The following is a 15,546-nucleotide window of genomic DNA, read 5'->3' as shown; positions in this document are numbered from 1 at the left end:
CTGCTTTCGACCCCATTGCGGACGTTCGGCGAAGCCGAACACGATGGCAGCTTTGCGCCCACTCCCGGTCTTCTAGCAGCTGTAGGGCAGTCCCCAGAAACAGACGTTTGCTCAGCTTCGGGAGGAGTGTCGGCTTTCGACCAAAGCGGACGTTCGACTTCTGACGGGCGGAAGATTTGGCACCACGCGGCTTGTCTACTCTAGAGCACGTCAGCCGATCGCGGTGACTTTGCAGCTTATGCTGACGCTTTGCGTTTCATTCCTCTGCTATTCGGCGTGCCAAACCGATCGAGCACGGTTTGTTGTGCTGGCCGCTCGAAGCAGTGATAGAGGAGCGCCGAAAGGACCAAGACAGTCGCGGCATATAAGATGCTCACGGGCAGCCTGAGCGTCCCGCCTTCGTCTAAAAAGACGAACTTGTAGACCATGAGCACGAAATAATGTGAAAGATACGTCGCAAAGCTGATGCGCCCGATCCAAACGAGAGGAGCAAAGGACAGCCATTGCGCGCCTCCGCAGGCAAGCCCTAGGATCAGCGTCGCCCAAGCCAGCGGCACCACCGGCGCCGCGAATGCAAACCAGCAAGCAGCAAGGCAGCCGGAGATAATCAGGAGGAGATGACCCTCGCGTCGGGACGGCGACAGCCGCTCGTACACCTCGCATACGATCATGCCGATGGCGAACTGCACGATGCAGCGAGCGAGCCCGGTCTGCGCCACGTCATTGGGAAACGAGTAATCGAAAAGTCGAAACCAACCATGCAGGGCCAGTGACAGGAATAGGATACATAGCAGCAAGAGCCAGATCGGGCGTCTGCCGGGACTCAGCATCGCGAGGAGCAGCGGAAAAAGGAGATAGGCTCCCGCTTCCGCCGAAATCGACCACGCGGGCACATTCCATGACGTCTCTGCCGCGAAGCCCCAATTCTGCACGAGGAAGAGCGACATCAGGAAATACAGCGGCTGGGGATCTGCGGCTGAGGTCGAGCTTCCGAATATGACAGCAGCGCTGAAATAGACTGCGAAAGCAAGCAACAGCAGCAGGTGAAGCGGATAGATACGGGCGAAACGGGCCACAAAAAACTTCATGGGGCCTTCTTCCTCTCCAATCCTCCGTCCCCAGCTGAGCTGGATCACGAACCCGGAGAGTACGAAAAAGAAATCCACTGCGAGATTACCGGACTTGAGCACCAAGGAAAGCGCTCCGAACGGTGCGGGAGGAAGGTAGAAGTGGAGGTGGAACACTACCACCCACCATGCCGCAATCCCTCGAGCGGCGGTTAGTGAAGATAACTCGGAGGAAGGCGAACCTGAAGCTGAAACTGTAGCTTGGCTCGCTGCGACCTCGAGACCCGCAGCCGAATTGTTTAACTCGGCCACGTGTCTTGATTCCCTCCTGTTGTACCCTGCTCCGAGGTAAGGCTTGCACCACTTCCAGTATGCGCAAGAAGTTCCGAAATGCTAAATACCTAGCGAGACGGACGGGCGTATCGAGGCCTCATCCGCCACACCTGATGCTGTATGTTTGCTTTCCACCCATCTTGAGCCGCTCACGCGTGTCTTGACGCAGCCTAAGAGCGGGCCAGCCGCAAACGACCCATTCAGAAAGTGCAGCAAACGCCGATTGGCTTCCCTAATAGGCAACCGTCAATGTAACTAGGTCTCGGTAATCCCCGGCGGCGATCTCTGAACTATGCACCGCACCGTAGGCTAACAACCGAGTTACCGGGCTAGTGCCAGCAACCAAAACTGCACTCCCCACCCCGCCCCAGCGCTCTGTGTGAGCCCTATCGCTGTAGATGTCGTAAGAGACGTATCTCCCACGAACAGGGTCTAGGGCCCGCCTCGCTCCACCGCCTGCATTTTGTCCGTCATCGAGCATGACCATGAACGGCGTGCTCTCTGTGCAAGCTACTTCAATAGAAGAGCTTGCATCGGCGTCGGGTGCGTCGGCCTCGTTGAGCGAGCCAAAGCTGAGCGGATCGGCTCTTACCGTGCAGTTAGCAGTAACATGCAGGCTCACCTCCATTGTCGCCGTCACGGAATTGGAGGCGGCTAGAGCGCTCACACCGCCGGCAATGTTCATTCCGAAGAGCATGAGGCCCAACAATGCGGCTCGAAGAACATTAGTGATCATGTCGCACCGATGCCAATCGGCACGACGCACCGCGAGCAGGTCCTGAAGCGCGTGTCTTTTGGGAACAGGTCCGAAGTCACAGATTACCGGGTTGAGGTGCGTAGGTGCACCCTAGACGCTACCTGACCACACCAGTCTTAGTGTGACTGCTTTCCACCCGAATACAAGACATTCTGGGCGTTCACAGCAAACCTTATAAGCGGACGTCAACTGCGTGGCCTTCAGCCAAGCTGCTTTAAGAGCGCTGAGGCCGCTCGTCGCATTGCAATGGACTCTTTGGTCTCGCCACCGTGTTTCCATTTACCGTTATCCTTTCCCCTTGGCGCGCCTGGGCTCTTGCCCCCGTGAATGCGGCACACGCGCTTCCCTCTCATCGCTGGGCAACGGCAGGCCGTCCCCCGCTTGGTTCGGGCTCGGCAGAGCGGCGCATTGGTCAATAAGCGCGTCTGTCGGTCCATGAGGTTGTCCGTCATTTTGCTGATCCCTCCGGTGGACATGGATATGCTGGTGATGGTGGGTCTCCTTGGAAACCTTGATCGATTGGCGGCTGATCGGCTTCCGTGTGCCGCGGCCGTCACGCAGGCTCGCCTGAAGCATGGCGAACCGCTGGGACAGCTTGCCGGCGAGTGCCGCTTCGCGCGTCATGACCATGCCACCGCTATTGAGGGCGCCGCGTGAGAGGCTCATCTGCATTCGGTGTAGCGCGAGCATCTGCAGAGCTGTTGCGGCCTCGATCGGGTTGCGGGGCTCGATCGATGCTATCCAATCCAGAGCCGCGTTCAGGTCGGTCTCGTTGATCTTCCACTGCTGGATATCGTGATCAAAGTCTCGCCGGCACAGCTTGCCGACCTCGCCTAGAAACGCCGTGGTCGCAGCGTGCGACCTAGTGCCGAAGGTGTTGTGCAGGTGGATCTCGTGGAGTTCCTCGTCATTCCAAGGTGAGACGAACTCCCAGCCGTCGTCCCCGTCATCTCGCACTTCGATGAGCATCCCCGGCGAGATGGGCATGCGTCTCAGACGCGCTAACGCCTTAGCTTCGGCCGATTTCAGCTGCGCCGGGGGATCCGGTCTTTCTCTGCGCTTCCGCCGGCGGCGGCTAGGCATGGCCGCGTTATGCAGCTTCTTGGGGTCGACGTCTGATTTGGGGCGAGCCACTAAGTAGCCAACTTGTTGAAGGGGATCGCCCTCGCGCAGGCCTCCTGCAGCGCGATACGATATTGATCGGGCAGGTTCTTCCCGCTGCGGAACCTCGACAGCGCGACCTCAGAGATGCCAGCGTCTTGCGCCAGCATCCTTGCGCCGCCGTATCCTCTCCGTTCGACAGCTTCGACAACCCAGGCGCGCAGTGTCTCCAGGTCAGCCCGCAAATCGGCCGCCCGCGTTTGAAAGGATATTTTCAGAGGTTGGAGGGACGTTTTATCGCCCTGCTCGGCAGGCGTAGGATGGTTATATAGAGGGGGTGTTGTTCCCACATCTAAGGAAACGCCCCCAAACCGGCGGCTTTCCGTCGATGTGCTTGTTGTTTCAACACCGGAGACTTTCACCGTGCTTGTTGTTTCAACACCGGGAAGCGGGTTCTTGCTTGTTGTTCTCACACCGCCGAATGTCCGCCGAGTAGCGGGTCGCCAAGTCTCGTAATCGTGTGTCGCCGGCACGTTCTTGCGCGGCTCGCCGGTTGAGATGAAGGTGATCCGGTAGGTCCGCGCCTTGGACTGCGCCCGGTTTGCATCGCTTGTGCATTCGAGAAATCCTTTCTCGATCAGCTCAGCGACGGCCTTCGCGTTTGGGCCGTGATTAGAGTTGCCGATCGCCTTACCGATGTCGTGGATGGCAAAGGCGATCTCGCCATTGTTGCGACCGTTGAAGGCGAGCTGGAACGCATCAAGGATCGAGCGGGCGCGGAAGCTTGTGTGCCTCCACGCCACGCTCGACACCACGCGCCGGGGCGTCATGTAAAAGTTGCCGCCGTGGTCGGCCTTCTGGTGACCTTGCCCCATAGGACCTAGACCTCGTGGCCAGGGCTGAGAGGCTGAGACTGATCGACGCCATAGTTCGGCGCATCCAGCCCATACGCGTCTTGCACGGCGCCGCTGTCTGCGATGCCAGGGTCAGCGATCGGGCAACCTGCCGCCATTGGGCCGCCCCAGCCGAAACTAGGTACACCGCTGCTGATCTCATCCTGGGTGCACTGACCGCTATGGTCGTCTTCCTCGGAAGGATCGTCCTCCTCGTCGTCCTCGTTATAGGTCGGCAGAATATTTGATCTGCGCTTCGGCGAGCCGCGCATCTGGTGCCATTCGATCCAGGCGCCGTCCTTTTCATCGCCGGCAGGTTCATCGTCCCCGCTGTCCTCCAGATCAGGATCGCCGTCCTGCAGGTCCAGCCGATCGACTAGGCGAGGGGTGAACTTGGCACCGATGCGAAACACCGTCGCCAGCGCCTCGGTCAGTTCCTCGTACTCAGAACGCGGGATCAGGATGCCGCTGTTGTGGTGCAGCGTAGCGTTACCCATGATCAGCCTCCATGGCAGAAGGCTTCCAGAGCAGCGCCGCGAGGCGTAACCGGGCGGCCGGTGATGCTTGAAGGCGAGGGCGGCAGCTGTTAGAAGGCTTCGCGTCGGGACCAATCGACACCGAAGCCCCTTGAGCCACGCTCAGGGGGTTTTTCGTATTCATCTCAAGCCGCCTCCGAACGGAATGCAGCTTCAAGCTCGGACTTGCGGAAGTAGAGCTTACGGCCCTTGCGGATGCAGGGCAGCAAGCCGCGCTCTGTCATGTGATAAACGGCGCGGGGGCTTTCCCCGATATAATCGCCTGCCGCTTTCGCGCCGCTCAACAGGTCTGCATTCAACATTTGCATACGCTCCCTTTAATATCTAAACCGGAACAGGTGTTACTTGTCTGTCCGTAGCATCCGTGTCAAGCGGCTTAAACCGAATCCGGTTTTTGCATGGTGGGGATCAGATGGAGCTAAGCTATGCGGCCGTAATTGGCGTCTTCGCCGATATGCACTGGGTCGCGCCCGAGGGCTTAGGTGCGTTCAAGGCCCGGCTACGTAAGCTTCAGGGGGAAGGGGTGCCGGCGGGGGCCAACCCTGGCAAAGGCAAACGGGTCGCCTATTCAACTCCGATGATCTTGGAGTTGGCAGTAGCTCTGGAGCTGATCCAAGTTGGTTTGTCGCCGCGCGCTGTCGCAGATCTCATCGAAGAAAACCGCGACGATCTGTTCGTCGCCTGCTTGATGGCAATCGGACCGATAAAGAACGCATCGGAGCCGATGCTACTTATAAGTCCGAGTGCCCTCACGTTTGCTGCCCTCGATCGCGAGAATCGGTTGCCTTACGGCGCCTTATCGATCGTCACACGGCGAAAGATGCTCGGTCAGCTATCGCGCTCTAAGGTCGATTTTGAGCCCGTCACTGGAGAACACTGGAGGTGGGTCGTCATCGGCCTCCGGGAGATGATGTACGCTTTATTGGTTCATTGGAGCGAGGTCTTAGAGCCATCAAGTTCCACGCTCACCGAATTCCTGACTAAGTTGGTTGTCGACAACAGCGCGCCGATCAGAGAGTTCAAGAAGACCCGTCTTGATAAGATGGTGACGCTCAACCTCGAAGTTGCCTCTGATGGCGATTAGAAAGCGCGCCTGGGTCGCCCCGGACGGCACCGCCAAACAAGCGTGGCTCGTCGATTATCGCGACATCGCCGGCAAGCGTCGGTCGCGCCAGTTCACGCGCAAAAAGGATGCTGAGACCTTTGCACTGACAGCTGCCACGCAAGTGCGTGATGGTACTCACACGCATGATCGGGACTCGATCGACGTAGCGGCAGCCGCTGATCTCTGGATTGCGAAGTCCGAACGGGAAGGGCGGGAGCGCTCGACAGTGAAGTCTTATCGCGAACTGGCACGCCTCCACATTGTGCCGTTGATCGGCGGCTTGCGCTTGTCGCGATTGACCCGACCGCAGGTGGAGTCCTTCCGCGACCAGTTGCTCGACACTCGTTCTAAGGCGATGGCCGGCAAGGCTGTACGGTCCCTGTCGATGATCATCTCTGAAGCTCAGCGCCGCGGTTTAGTCGCACAGAATGTCGCGCAAGGCGTGAAGGTGGTTCGCGCCAGCCGCGATCGCGAGCCGGTGGTCGTACCGGCAGCAACCGAATTGCGCGCGCTGCTGCAGGCAGCCCGCGACGAGGAGCGGCCGATAGTGGGGCTGCTGATCTCCAGCGGCATGCGCTCAAGCGAGCTTCGCGGACTCGACTGGTCAGCGATTGATCTAAAGGCCGCTACGGTCACGATAACCCAGCGCGCTGATGCATGGGGCGTCATCGGGCCGCCGAAGAGCAGGGCAGGGCGGCGCACGATCCCCCTGCCTCCTGAAGTCGTGAAAGAGTTGAAGGCGCATAAGCTGCGGACCGGGGGCAAGGGGTTGCTGCTGCCAAGCGCCACAGGCGGGCCGCTTAGACGCGAGAACCTGTTGCGGCGGTGGTGGGCGCCACTCTGCGCCCGTGCGAGACTCAGCGACGCTCAGGGGACCAGATTTGGCATGCACGCACTAAGACATGCGGCTGCCTCTAATTGGATATCTGCCGGCGTGGATTTGAAGCGCCTCCAGAGTTGGTTGGGGCATGCCAGCGCGCAGATGACGCTAGATACTTACGGGCACCTGATGGCGGACGACAAGCGCGACACGGCGCTAGCGCACGCTGCAAGTCGGGGCATCTTCGGCAGTGCGAGTGCAACATGAATGCAGCACGAGGCTAGAAAACCGCAGAATTGCGGTAGTAAACAGCGGAATCATAATCCGCGTGTCGGGGGTTCAAGTCCCTCCTCCGCTACCACTCTCAAATACGTTTGCCGCAGTAGTCGCCGTCCCTTGTGCGGCGGGCCGCGCAGGATGCCATCCGAACCTACTTATCGAAGTGAAGGCTTGAGCGGCTGCGAAACGGCGGCGTCCACAGGGTCTCGGTAGGTGGCGCGCCATCGGTCCGATGCGGCCGGGCCGAAGCAGAAAGCAACTTCACAAGCAGGTCATCGAAAAACTATGGGTGCAAGGCGCGGCAACAGTGCCTAGCAAGGGCCGTCACCCGGCCGTCCGGCCCGTCGTTTGAAGCTGAAGGATAGATCCATGACCACCGAACGTTCGCAGTCCGGCTTTGCGCTGAACCCTCAGGATGAGCTCAACGATCTGCGGATGTCCGACAAGGCGCTGCCGCTGTTCAATCAGGTCAAGCAATTCATCCAGGAAGTGGTGCAGCCGGCTTCGGAGAAATTCCACGAACTGGGTGAGAACCGCGCGGACATCTGGGACTACGCGCCCGGCCAGCTCGAAGTGCTGGATGCCGCCAAGGAAAAGGCAAAGGCGGAAGGGCTGTGGAACTTCTTCCTGCCTGACGCCCACACCGGCGAAGGCCTGTCCAATCTCGATTATGCCTACATCGCCGTGGAACTGGGCAAGAACCGGCTCGCATCGGAGATCATGAACTGCGCCGCGCCTGACACGGGCAACATGGAGGTGCTGGAACGGGTCGGCACGCCGGAGCAGAAGAAGCAGTGGCTGGAGCCGCTGCTCGAGGGGAAGATTCGCTCCGCCTTCTGCATGACCGAACTGAACACCGCCAGCTCCGACGCGAAGAACATCGATACTACCGCGGTTCGGGTGGGTGACGAGTACGTCATCAACGGCGAAAAGCATTACATCTCGGGCGCCGGCGATCCGCGCTGCAAGGTCATGATCACGATGGTGCGCACCGGCGACGAGGACTCGCCCGCTTCCGGGCGCCAATCGCAGATCCTGGTGCCGCTGCCCACCGAAGGTGTCGAGATCGTCGGCGGTCAGCAGGTGTTTGGCGATTACGACGCGCCGCATGGCCACATGCACATTCGTTTCAACAATGCACGCGTGCCCGCGTCGAACATCCTGCTGGGCGAAGGCCGCGGGTTCGAGATCAGCCAGCTTCGCCTTGGGCCCGGCCGCATCCACCACTGCATGCGCGCCATCGGTTCGGCGGAAAAAGCGCTCGACCTGATGGTCAGCCGAGGCATGAGCCGCGTGGCCTTTGGTAAGCCGATCATCCAGCTGGGCGGCAATCTGGAGATCGTCAGCCGGGCCCGGATCGACATCGAGGCCATGCGCCTGATGGTGCTGAAGGCCGCCAAGGCGATGGACGTGCTCGGCAACCGCGAAGCCCGCGTGTGGATCCACATGGTCAAGGCCATGGTGCCTGAACGGGTGTGCCAGATCATCGACGAGGCGATCCAGATGTATGGTGCGCTCGGCGTTTCGCAGCACACGCCGCTGGCCCGCATGTATGCCAACACCCGCACGCTGCGCATCGCGGATGGCCCGGATGCCGTGCATCACATGGTGGTCGGACGCCACGAGCTCAACGAAGTCCGCGAAGGCCCGCACGATTCCGCCATGTCGGCATCGTTCCGCAACTAGCTGCAACCGAACCGCGACATGAGGGAGTAGCTTCGCCAGCGCCGGCGGGAACTGTACGCAGGAGCGGTATGGGGCAAGCGGAGCATACCTTCGATGTCGCGGTGATCGGCGGCGGCGTGAATGGCGCCGGGATCGCGCGCGACCTCGCGGGACGGGGCGCGCGGGTGCTGTTGCTCGAGGCGGGCGATCTCGCGGGCGGCACGTCGTCGGCGTCGAGCAAACTGATCCACGGCGGGTTGCGCTATCTCGAGCACTACGAGTTCGGGCTGGTGCGGGAGGCCTTGTCCGAGCGCGAACGCCTGTGGACCATCGCGCCGCACATCATCTGGCCGATGCGCTTCGTCCTGCCTCACGTTCGCGGCCTCCGTCCGCGGTGGCTGCTGCGGCTGGGCCTGTTCCTTTACGACCATATCGGCGCCCGCAAGAAGCTGCCGGCCATGCAGAGCATCCGCTTCGATCGCCATCCGGCGGGTGAGCCGTTGAAGCCCGAATTTACCCACGGCTTCGCCTATTCCGATTGCTGGGTCGATGACGCGCGGCTGGTCATCCTCAATGCGCGTGACGCCGCGGACAGAGGGGCGCACGTGCGTACCCGCTGTCCCGTCGAGGAGCTGGAACGGGTTGGGCCGGCCTGGCGCATTTCCACTCCCGACGGGCAGTTCTCCGCGCGAGCGATCGTCAACGCGGCGGGACCCGGCGTGCTGAAGCTGTTGCGCAAGGCGGACGAACGCACGGACAGCGCGGTACGACTGGTTCGCGGGTCGCACATCGTGGTGTCGCGGTTGTTCGATCACCCGTATCCGTACTTCTTCCAGCTGCCGGACGGGCGCATCTTCTTCGCGATGCCCTACGAACGGGACTTCACCCTCATTGGGACCACGGACCGGGACCAGGGACCGAACGATCCGATCGAGGCGAGCGAGGAGGAGATCGCCTATCTTTGCGAGGGCGCGAGCCGCTTCTTCCAAAAGGCCGTGCTGCCCGAGCAGATCGTCTGGGCCTTCGCCGGGGTCCGGCCCCTGATCGACGACGGCAGCGGCAAGCCTGAGGCGGCCACCCGCGGCTATCGATTCGAACTGTCGGAGGAGGACGAGGGCGCGCCGATCCTGAGCGTCTTCGGCGGCAAGATCACCACATATCGGCACCTCGCGCAGGAGGCGGTCGCGCTTCTGGGGGAGCGCCTTGCTGAGCTTGACGGACAGCACTGGACTGACCGCGCGCCTCTCCCCGGTGGTGATTTCGCGACCGACGGGCAACCGAAGCTGAGGAGTGAGCTCGCCGCGCGCTATCCCTTCCTCGAACCTGCCTGGGCGGATCGTCTCGTGAAGGCATACGGCACGCTCGCGTTCACCGTGCTCGGCGATGCGGCCACTCTTGGGGCATGCGGCGAGCACTTCGGGGCGGGTCTGACAGCGCGGGAGGTGCGCTACCTCTGCACACGGGAGTGGGCCGTCACCGCAGACGACATCCTGTGGCGGCGGACCAAGCTGGGCTTGCGTTTCTCGCCCGAACAGCGACAGGCACTGGAGCAATTCTTGACGCAGGAGCATCCCGCTTGACCCCCCGCATCGTCGCGATCGGCGGCACGGTTTCGCCTGGCAGCGCAACCGAGCTTGCCCTCAAGTCCGCAATCGCGGCCGCAGAAGCGGAGGGCGCGCAAGTGTCGCTGTTCGACGGCGCCTATCTGGCGGCCCTGCCGCACTACCGGGGGCCGGGCCATACGCTGGAGCACGGCGCGGAAATGGTTGAGGCGGTGCGGGCGGCCGATGGTCTGCTGATCTCCGCGCCCGGTTATCACGGAACGGTTTCGGGTCTCGTCAAGAACGCCCTCGACTACCTTGAGGATCTGGCCAGCGACGCGCGACCTTACCTCGATGGCCGCGCGGTGGGGTTGATCGCGACCGCTTACGGCGATCAGGCGACGGTCAACACGATGCAGACATTGCGCACCGTCGTGCACGCACTGCGGGGCTGGCCCACGCCGATGGGTGCCACGATCCGGGTGGGGCCCGACATGTTCTCGCCCACCGGTGACCGGCTGGACGATCGTTCTCGCTCGCAGCTCGAGATGGTTGGACGGCAGGTGGTCGACGGAGCGCGCAGCCTGACGTCGCTGGGCGATGGCTAGGCGCCTTCGCGCCACGCCTTGAACGCCGGGTAAGCCGGTTGATCGATCTCCAGCTTCGCGATGGTCGTGCGGATCAGGTGATCGAGGAGAGCGGGATCATCGGCGGCAGTCGTACCGGTGCGTATGGCGCTCGCCAGTCGGCCGTTCAGGGTGGGGAGATCGCCGTCGTCTCCCAGCAATGCGTTCAGCCGTTCCAGCTCCTGCCGCGTCCGCTGTGGGCCCGCCTCAAGCTCGCGTTGCGCGATTCCGAGGGCGTTGGCGACCACCTTCTGCGGAAAACCCTGGGCAACGCCTGCCTCAAGCGCGCGGCGCGCTTCGGCGATCAGCAGCGCGGGCGCGGGTTTATCGAACATCCGCTGCACTCCATGCGGGATGGTCCGGCGCGAGCAGGCGCATGAGATCGAACTCGGTTTCGCTTGCACGGCGGGCGATCACGCCGGCCTCGATCGAGCGGCCGCCGTCCGCGAACGCTTCGGCAATGCCGGCGCACATCACACCCCAGTTCATGGTCTGGAACACCTCCCACGCATGGAGTTCGCCGGGGTCCACCGGCGCTCCGCCAACGGCCTCGTAGCCCGCGATCAGGTCCTCCCGCGTGCCGAAGCCGCCCACCGGCAGTTCGGGCCGCTGAAAGCGCCAACTGGTGACGCACAGCCAGGCCAGGTCGTAGACGGGTGGGCCGACATGCGCGAGTTCCCAGTCAAGCACCGCCCGAATGCCATCGGGGCCGACCATCAGGTTACCGTTGCGAAAATCGCCATGAAGGAGAACGCGGGTACGTTCTTCGGGCAAGTGATCGTCTAGCCAGCGGAGCGCGAGTTCGAACACGGGCCGGTCGTGTCCGGTGGCGCGGTGGCGCTCCTCCAGCGCGGCAAGTTCCGCCCGGGCCCCGATTTCCCGCAGGCCCAGCGCCTCGTATCCTTTCGCCGCATGAAGCCGCGCGAGGATCTCCCCGCAGCGCCGCGCCATCTGCGCGCGCGCCTCGGCCAGTTCAGCCAGTTTCAGCACCCGCCCGCCGACGGTTTCACCTTCGATCCGCGCCATCGCGTAGCCGTCGCCCGCCGGAGAGCCCGGAGCCAGTTCGAAGGCAACCGATGGGACCGGCACGCCCGCGCCCTCGGCAAGCCGGATCAGCGCAGCTTCGGCGGCGACGCTCGGCAGACCTTGCGACGAGAAACCGCGACCCGGCGGCTGGCGGCGCAGCACGAGCGGAGTCGAGGTCCCGTCTGACGCCACCAGGTCGAAGGCCCACATCTCCTTGCTGGCGCCGCCCGACAACTGGCGCAGATTGTCCACCCGCTCAGCCGGCATACCCGCATCGTGCGCGGCCCGGCGCAGCGCTTCGGCGAGGTCGGTGTCGGCTTCCATCGCAGGGCAACGTGCGCGATTTGCGCTTCGCTGGCAAACACTTGTGCGGCTAGGGAGGAACGATGACCCCTGCACAACTCGACGCCGCTGACCCGCTGGCCCCTTTCCGCGACCGCTTCGCCCTGCCTGAGGGGGTGATCTACCTAGACGGCAACTCGCTGGGGGCGCGGCCGAAAGCGGCTGAGGAACGGGTGCTGCAGGTGGTTCGGAAGGAGTGGGGGGAGGGGCTGATCACCTCGTGGAACCAGGCAGACTGGATCGGGATGCCGCAGCGGATTGGCGACAAGATCGGCCGCCTGATCGGGGCCGGGGAGGGCGAGGTGATCGCCTGCGATTCCACATCCATCAACGTTTTCAAGGCTTCGTGCGCGGCGCTGTCGCTGGCGCCGGAACGCAGCGTGATCCTGTCCGAACGCGGCAACTTCCCCACCGACGTATACATGATGCAGGGGATCGAGGCGCTGACCGGTCGCCAAGTCCGCGCACAACTGGTGCAACCTGACCAGATCGAGGATGCGATCGACGGATCCGTGGCGGCCGTCCTGCTGACCCAGGTGCATTACAAGACCGGCCGGATGCGTGACATGGCGCGGATCACTTCACTGGCTCATCGTCACGGCGCGGCCATGATCTGGGATCTCAGCCATAGTGCCGGGGCCGTGCCGGTAGACCTGACGGGGGCAGGCGCCGACTTCGCGGTGGGCTGCGGATACAAATACCTCAACGGCGGACCCGGCGCGCCGGGGTTCCTGTATGTGGCGCAGCGGCATCAGGGGAAGGTGACCCCGGCGCTGGCCGGATGGTTCGGCCATGCGGCGCCGTTTGCGTTCGAGGATCGCTACGAACCGGCGCCGGGCATCGCGCGCTTCCTGGTGGGCACGCCGCCGGTGCTGGGCATGGCCGCGCTGGAGGTGGGGGTGGACCTGTTCCTTGAAGCCGACATGGCAGCGGTGCGCGCTAAGTCGATCTCGTTGGCGGAGCTGTTCATCGAACGCATGGCACCGCTGGCGGAGGCGTGGGGGTTTGCGCTCGCCAGTCCTGCCGACCCGGCAGAGCGGGGGAGCCAGGTCTCCTATCGCCATCCGGAAGGGTACGCGATCATACAGGCGCTGATCGAGCGCGGCGTGATCGGGGACTTCCGCGCGCCCGACATCCTGCGCTTCGGGTTCACCCCGCTCTATATCACCCATGCCGAGGTTGCGGCGGCGGTCGATTACCTGGCGGCGGTGATGGAGCAGCGCGAATGGGACCGGCCCGAACACAAACAGCGCAGCGCCGTGACCTGACGCTTGCTCTCTTGTCCGCCTGCGATAGGTTTCTCCCAACAACCAAAAGGGAGAGGCGGCGATGGACTTTGCGATTCCGCGGGAGCTGGAAGACTATTACGCCGAACTGGTCGCCTTCATCGAGGCGGAGATCGAGCCGCTGGTGGCAGCGGACGACAACATCCGCTTCTTCGACCACCGGCGTGAAGACGCCCGGACCGACTGGGACCGCGAAGGCCTGCCCAATCACGAGTGGGAGCAACTGCTCGGCCAAGCGCGGCGGGCCGCGGACAAGGCCGGCCACTGGCGCTTTTCCGCGCCGAAGAAGTACGGCGGCAAGGATGGCAGCAACCTGTGGATGGCGGTGATCCGCGAACGCTTTGCCCGGCGCGGGCTGGGGCTGCACAACGATCTACAGAACGAACACTCGATCGTCGGCAATTTCCCGTTCGTGGCGATGTTCGAACACTTCGGCACGGAGGAGCAGAAGGACGAGTTTATCCTCGGCGGGTTCGAAGGGCGGCGCCGGGTGGCATTCGGCCTGACCGAGCCTGACCACGGATCGGACGCGACCTGGATGGAAACCCGCGCCGTGCGCGAAGAGCGTGACGGGGTGCCGGGCTGGCGGATCGACGGCGAGAAGATGTGGATCACCGGGATGCACGTCGCCACCCACTGCGCCACCTTCGCCCGCACCAGCGGGGAGCCGGGCGATGCGCGCGGGATCACCTGCTTCCTGGTTCCCAATCCCACCGAAGGGCTGAAGATCGAGGAGTGGATGTGGACCTTCAACATGCCCACCGACCACCCGCGCCTGTCGTTCACCAACGTGTGGGTGCCCGACAGCGCGATGCTGGGCGCGGAAGGCCGCGGGCTGAGCCTGGCGCAGAGCTTCGTCCACCAGAACCGCATCCGGCAAGCCGCCAGCAGCCTTGGCGCCGCGCTCCACTGCATCGATGAAAGCGTGAAATATGCGCGCCTCCGCAAGCCGTTCGGCGAGGAACTGGCGCGCAACCAGGCGATCCAGTTCCCGCTGGTCGAGTTGAAAACCCAGTGCGAGATGCTGCGGCTGCTGATCTACAAGACCGCGTGGGAGATGGACAACATGCCGCACGAGGAGATCGAGCGGACGATCTCCGACAAGGTCAGCATGTGCAACTACTGGGCGAACCGGCTGGTGTGCGAGGCGGCGGACCGGGCGATGCAGGTGCACGGCGGGATCGGCTATTCGCGGCACAAGCCGTTCGAGCACATCTTCCGCCACCACCGCCGCTACCGCATCACCGAGGGCGCGGAGGAGATCCAGATGCGCAAGGTGGGCGCGTACCTGTTCGGCTATCTCGGCCCCAACCGGGGCAAGTTCGGGTGAAGCGCACGGATTGGCGGCTGACCGGCCACGGCGGGGTTGAGCTGTTCGCGCAGGGCTGGCTGCCCGAGGGGCCGGTGCGCGACGTGATCGCCATCGCCCACGGCTTTGCCGAGCACGGCGGGCGGTATGGCAATCTGGTGGAGCGGCTGGTGCCGCACGGGTATGCGCTCTACGCGCTCGACCACCGGGGCCACGGCCGTTCAGGCGGCAAGCGCGCGCTGGTCGACCGGATGGCCTGGGTGATCGAGGACTTCCACAAGTTCGTCAGCGAAGTCCGCGCGCGGCACGGCGGGCAGCGGATCAAGCTGCTCGGCCACTCGATGGGAGGGAACGTCGCGTTCGGTTACGCCTTGCGCTGGCCGGAAGACCTGTCGGGCCTGATCCTGTCCGGTCCGCTGATCGGCGGCAGCGCGCCCGCCGGGCAACGGCTGATCGTGAAGCTGCTATCCGCGATCGCGCCGGGGCTGGGGACGGTCGCGCTTCCGCCCGAGGCGGTCAGCCGCGATCCGGCCGTAGTGAAAGCTTACGCCGCCGATCCGCTGGTGACGATCGGCAAGGTCCCGGCGCGCACCGCGCACGAACTGTTCGCCCCGCTCCCCGGCTACCTCGCCCGCGCGCCCGGAATGAAAGTCCCGGTCCTGATCCAGCACGGCGAAGCCGACGCGCTGGTGCCGCTAAAAGGCGCCCGTCCGACGATCGACGCCATCGGCGCGAGCGACAAGACGGTGATCACCTATCCAGGCCTGTTCCACGAGATTTACAACGAGCCGGAGAAGGACGCGGTGATCGGTGATTTGACGCGGTGGCTGGAGGCGCATCCGGCTGACTGACCGCGGGGG

General features: G+C 63.4%; 16 protein-coding genes. 8 read left to right on the top strand and 8 right to left on the bottom strand.

The features are described from left to right. Window positions 1–236 precede the first annotated feature (236 nt). The 6 genes from C0V74_RS04350 to C0V74_RS04320 all read right to left on the bottom strand — a co-directional run bounded on the left by C0V74_RS04350 (window position 237) and on the right by C0V74_RS04320 (window position 4,989). Window positions 237–1,379: an acyltransferase gene (locus C0V74_RS04350; RefSeq protein WP_143250786.1), complete on the bottom strand. Its 1,143-nt coding sequence runs from the start codon at window positions 1,377–1,379 to the stop codon at window positions 237–239. 253 nt (window positions 1,380–1,632) lie between these two features. Then, entirely contained in the window at window positions 1,633–2,136 is a 504-nt protein-coding gene (locus tag C0V74_RS04345) for a spore coat U domain-containing protein (RefSeq protein WP_143250785.1), read from the bottom strand. A gap of 306 nt (window positions 2,137–2,442) precedes the next feature. Further along, window positions 2,443–3,126 carry a hypothetical protein gene (locus C0V74_RS12835; RefSeq protein ID WP_168194146.1) on the bottom strand — a complete coding sequence of 228 codons (684 nt, stop codon included), beginning with the start codon at window positions 3,124–3,126 and terminating at the stop codon, window positions 2,443–2,445. A gap of 164 nt (window positions 3,127–3,290) precedes the next feature. Then, a complete protein-coding gene (locus C0V74_RS04330; RefSeq protein ID WP_143250783.1) occupies window positions 3,291–4,133 on the bottom strand; it encodes a hypothetical protein in 843 nt (280 codons plus the stop codon). A 5-nt stretch (window positions 4,134–4,138) separates the two neighbouring features. Further along, the gene (locus C0V74_RS04325; RefSeq protein WP_143250782.1) at window positions 4,139–4,648 is read right to left on the bottom strand and encodes a hypothetical protein; all 510 of its coding nucleotides are present in this window, start codon (window positions 4,646–4,648) and stop codon (window positions 4,139–4,141) included. Between the two features lie 164 nt (window positions 4,649–4,812). Next, complete coding sequence (locus C0V74_RS04320) at window positions 4,813–4,989, bottom strand: helix-turn-helix domain-containing protein (RefSeq protein WP_143250781.1); 177 nt, start codon at window positions 4,987–4,989, stop codon at window positions 4,813–4,815. Between the two features lie 110 nt (window positions 4,990–5,099). Here C0V74_RS04320 and C0V74_RS04315 point away from each other — a divergent pair, with 110 nt between their 5' ends. The 5 genes from C0V74_RS04315 (at window position 5,100) to C0V74_RS04290 (ending at window position 10,705) form a co-directional block, all read left to right on the top strand. Next, window positions 5,100–5,771, top strand: a complete 672-nt coding sequence (locus C0V74_RS04315; RefSeq protein ID WP_143250780.1) for a hypothetical protein — start codon at window positions 5,100–5,102, stop codon at window positions 5,769–5,771. Further along, window positions 5,761–6,879: a site-specific integrase gene (locus C0V74_RS04310; RefSeq protein ID WP_246844961.1), complete on the top strand. Its 1,119-nt coding sequence runs from the start codon at window positions 5,761–5,763 to the stop codon at window positions 6,877–6,879. Before C0V74_RS04315 ends, C0V74_RS04310 begins: the two co-directional genes overlap by 11 nt. Before the next feature lie 381 nt (window positions 6,880–7,260). Beyond that, the gene (locus C0V74_RS04300) at window positions 7,261–8,577 is read left to right on the top strand and encodes an acyl-CoA dehydrogenase family protein (RefSeq protein ID WP_143250779.1); all 1,317 of its coding nucleotides are present in this window, start codon (window positions 7,261–7,263) and stop codon (window positions 8,575–8,577) included. Window positions 8,578–8,645: 68 nt separating this feature from the next. Then, complete coding sequence (locus tag C0V74_RS04295) at window positions 8,646–10,136, top strand: glycerol-3-phosphate dehydrogenase (RefSeq protein ID WP_143250778.1); 1,491 nt, start codon at window positions 8,646–8,648, stop codon at window positions 10,134–10,136. Continuing rightward, a complete protein-coding gene (locus C0V74_RS04290) occupies window positions 10,133–10,705 on the top strand; it encodes an NADPH-dependent FMN reductase (protein WP_143250777.1) in 573 nt (190 codons plus the stop codon). The genes C0V74_RS04295 and C0V74_RS04290 overlap by 4 nt, the downstream gene beginning before the upstream one ends. On the opposite strand, the gene C0V74_RS04285 is transcribed toward C0V74_RS04290, so the two are convergent. Together C0V74_RS04285 and C0V74_RS04280 are read right to left on the bottom strand one after the other, a co-directional pair. Further along, a complete protein-coding gene (locus C0V74_RS04285; RefSeq protein WP_143250776.1) occupies window positions 10,702–11,058 on the bottom strand; it encodes a DUF6285 domain-containing protein in 357 nt (118 codons plus the stop codon). The two genes, C0V74_RS04290 and C0V74_RS04285, sit on opposite strands and share 4 nt — an antisense overlap. Next, window positions 11,048–12,073, bottom strand: coding sequence for a phosphotransferase family protein (locus C0V74_RS04280; protein ID WP_143250775.1), 1,026 nt, complete (start codon window positions 12,071–12,073; stop codon window positions 11,048–11,050). Before C0V74_RS04280 ends, C0V74_RS04285 begins: the two co-directional genes overlap by 11 nt. Before the next feature lie 62 nt (window positions 12,074–12,135). On the opposite strand from C0V74_RS04280, the gene kynU reads away from it, so the two are divergent. The 3 genes from kynU to C0V74_RS04265 all read left to right on the top strand — a co-directional run bounded on the left by kynU (window position 12,136) and on the right by C0V74_RS04265 (window position 15,537). Further along, window positions 12,136–13,359: a kynureninase gene (gene kynU, locus C0V74_RS04275; RefSeq protein ID WP_143250774.1), complete on the top strand. Its 1,224-nt coding sequence runs from the start codon at window positions 12,136–12,138 to the stop codon at window positions 13,357–13,359. A 61-nt stretch (window positions 13,360–13,420) separates the two neighbouring features. Then, a complete protein-coding gene (locus C0V74_RS04270; RefSeq protein ID WP_143250773.1) occupies window positions 13,421–14,707 on the top strand; it encodes an acyl-CoA dehydrogenase family protein in 1,287 nt (428 codons plus the stop codon). Continuing rightward, the gene (locus tag C0V74_RS04265; RefSeq protein ID WP_143250772.1) at window positions 14,704–15,537 is read left to right on the top strand and encodes an alpha/beta hydrolase; all 834 of its coding nucleotides are present in this window, start codon (window positions 14,704–14,706) and stop codon (window positions 15,535–15,537) included. Before C0V74_RS04270 ends, C0V74_RS04265 begins: the two co-directional genes overlap by 4 nt. Window positions 15,538–15,546: the final 9 nt, after the last annotated feature.

Source organism: Altererythrobacter sp. TH136 (assembly GCF_007065885.1).
Lineage (GTDB): Bacteria > Pseudomonadota > Alphaproteobacteria > Sphingomonadales > Sphingomonadaceae > Tsuneonella.
Note: the sequence above shows the minus strand (reverse complement) of the source record. Positions and strands in the feature narration are given on the sequence as shown.

Bases quoted from the DNA above. Each gene is read 5' to 3' on its own strand.
- C0V74_RS04325 (WP_143250782.1), bottom strand. From the start codon at position 4,648: ATGGGTAACGCTACGCTGCACCACAACAGCGGCATCCTGATCCCGCGT.
- C0V74_RS04315 (WP_143250780.1), top strand. From the start codon at position 5,100: ATGGAGCTAAGCTATGCGGCCGTAATTGGCGTCTTCGCCGATATGCAC.
- C0V74_RS12835 (WP_168194146.1), bottom strand. From the start codon at position 3,126: ATGCTCATCGAAGTGCGAGATGACGGGGACGACGGCTGGGAGTTCGTC.
- C0V74_RS04270 (WP_143250773.1), top strand. From the start codon at position 13,421: ATGGACTTTGCGATTCCGCGGGAGCTGGAAGACTATTACGCCGAACTG.
- C0V74_RS04280 (WP_143250775.1), bottom strand. From the start codon at position 12,073: ATGGAAGCCGACACCGACCTCGCCGAAGCGCTGCGCCGGGCCGCGCAC.
- C0V74_RS04330 (WP_143250783.1), bottom strand. From the start codon at position 4,133: ATGGGGCAAGGTCACCAGAAGGCCGACCACGGCGGCAACTTTTACATG.
- C0V74_RS04345 (WP_143250785.1), bottom strand. From the start codon at position 2,136: ATGATCACTAATGTTCTTCGAGCCGCATTGTTGGGCCTCATGCTCTTC.
- C0V74_RS04320 (WP_143250781.1), bottom strand. From the start codon at position 4,989: ATGTTGAATGCAGACCTGTTGAGCGGCGCGAAAGCGGCAGGCGATTAT.
- C0V74_RS04285 (WP_143250776.1), bottom strand. From the start codon at position 11,058: ATGTTCGATAAACCCGCGCCCGCGCTGCTGATCGCCGAAGCGCGCCGC.
- C0V74_RS04300 (WP_143250779.1), top strand. From the start codon at position 7,261: ATGACCACCGAACGTTCGCAGTCCGGCTTTGCGCTGAACCCTCAGGAT.
- C0V74_RS04310 (WP_246844961.1), top strand. From the start codon at position 5,761: ATGGCGATTAGAAAGCGCGCCTGGGTCGCCCCGGACGGCACCGCCAAA.
- C0V74_RS04295 (WP_143250778.1), top strand. From the start codon at position 8,646: ATGGGGCAAGCGGAGCATACCTTCGATGTCGCGGTGATCGGCGGCGGC.
- kynU (WP_143250774.1), top strand. From the start codon at position 12,136: ATGACCCCTGCACAACTCGACGCCGCTGACCCGCTGGCCCCTTTCCGC.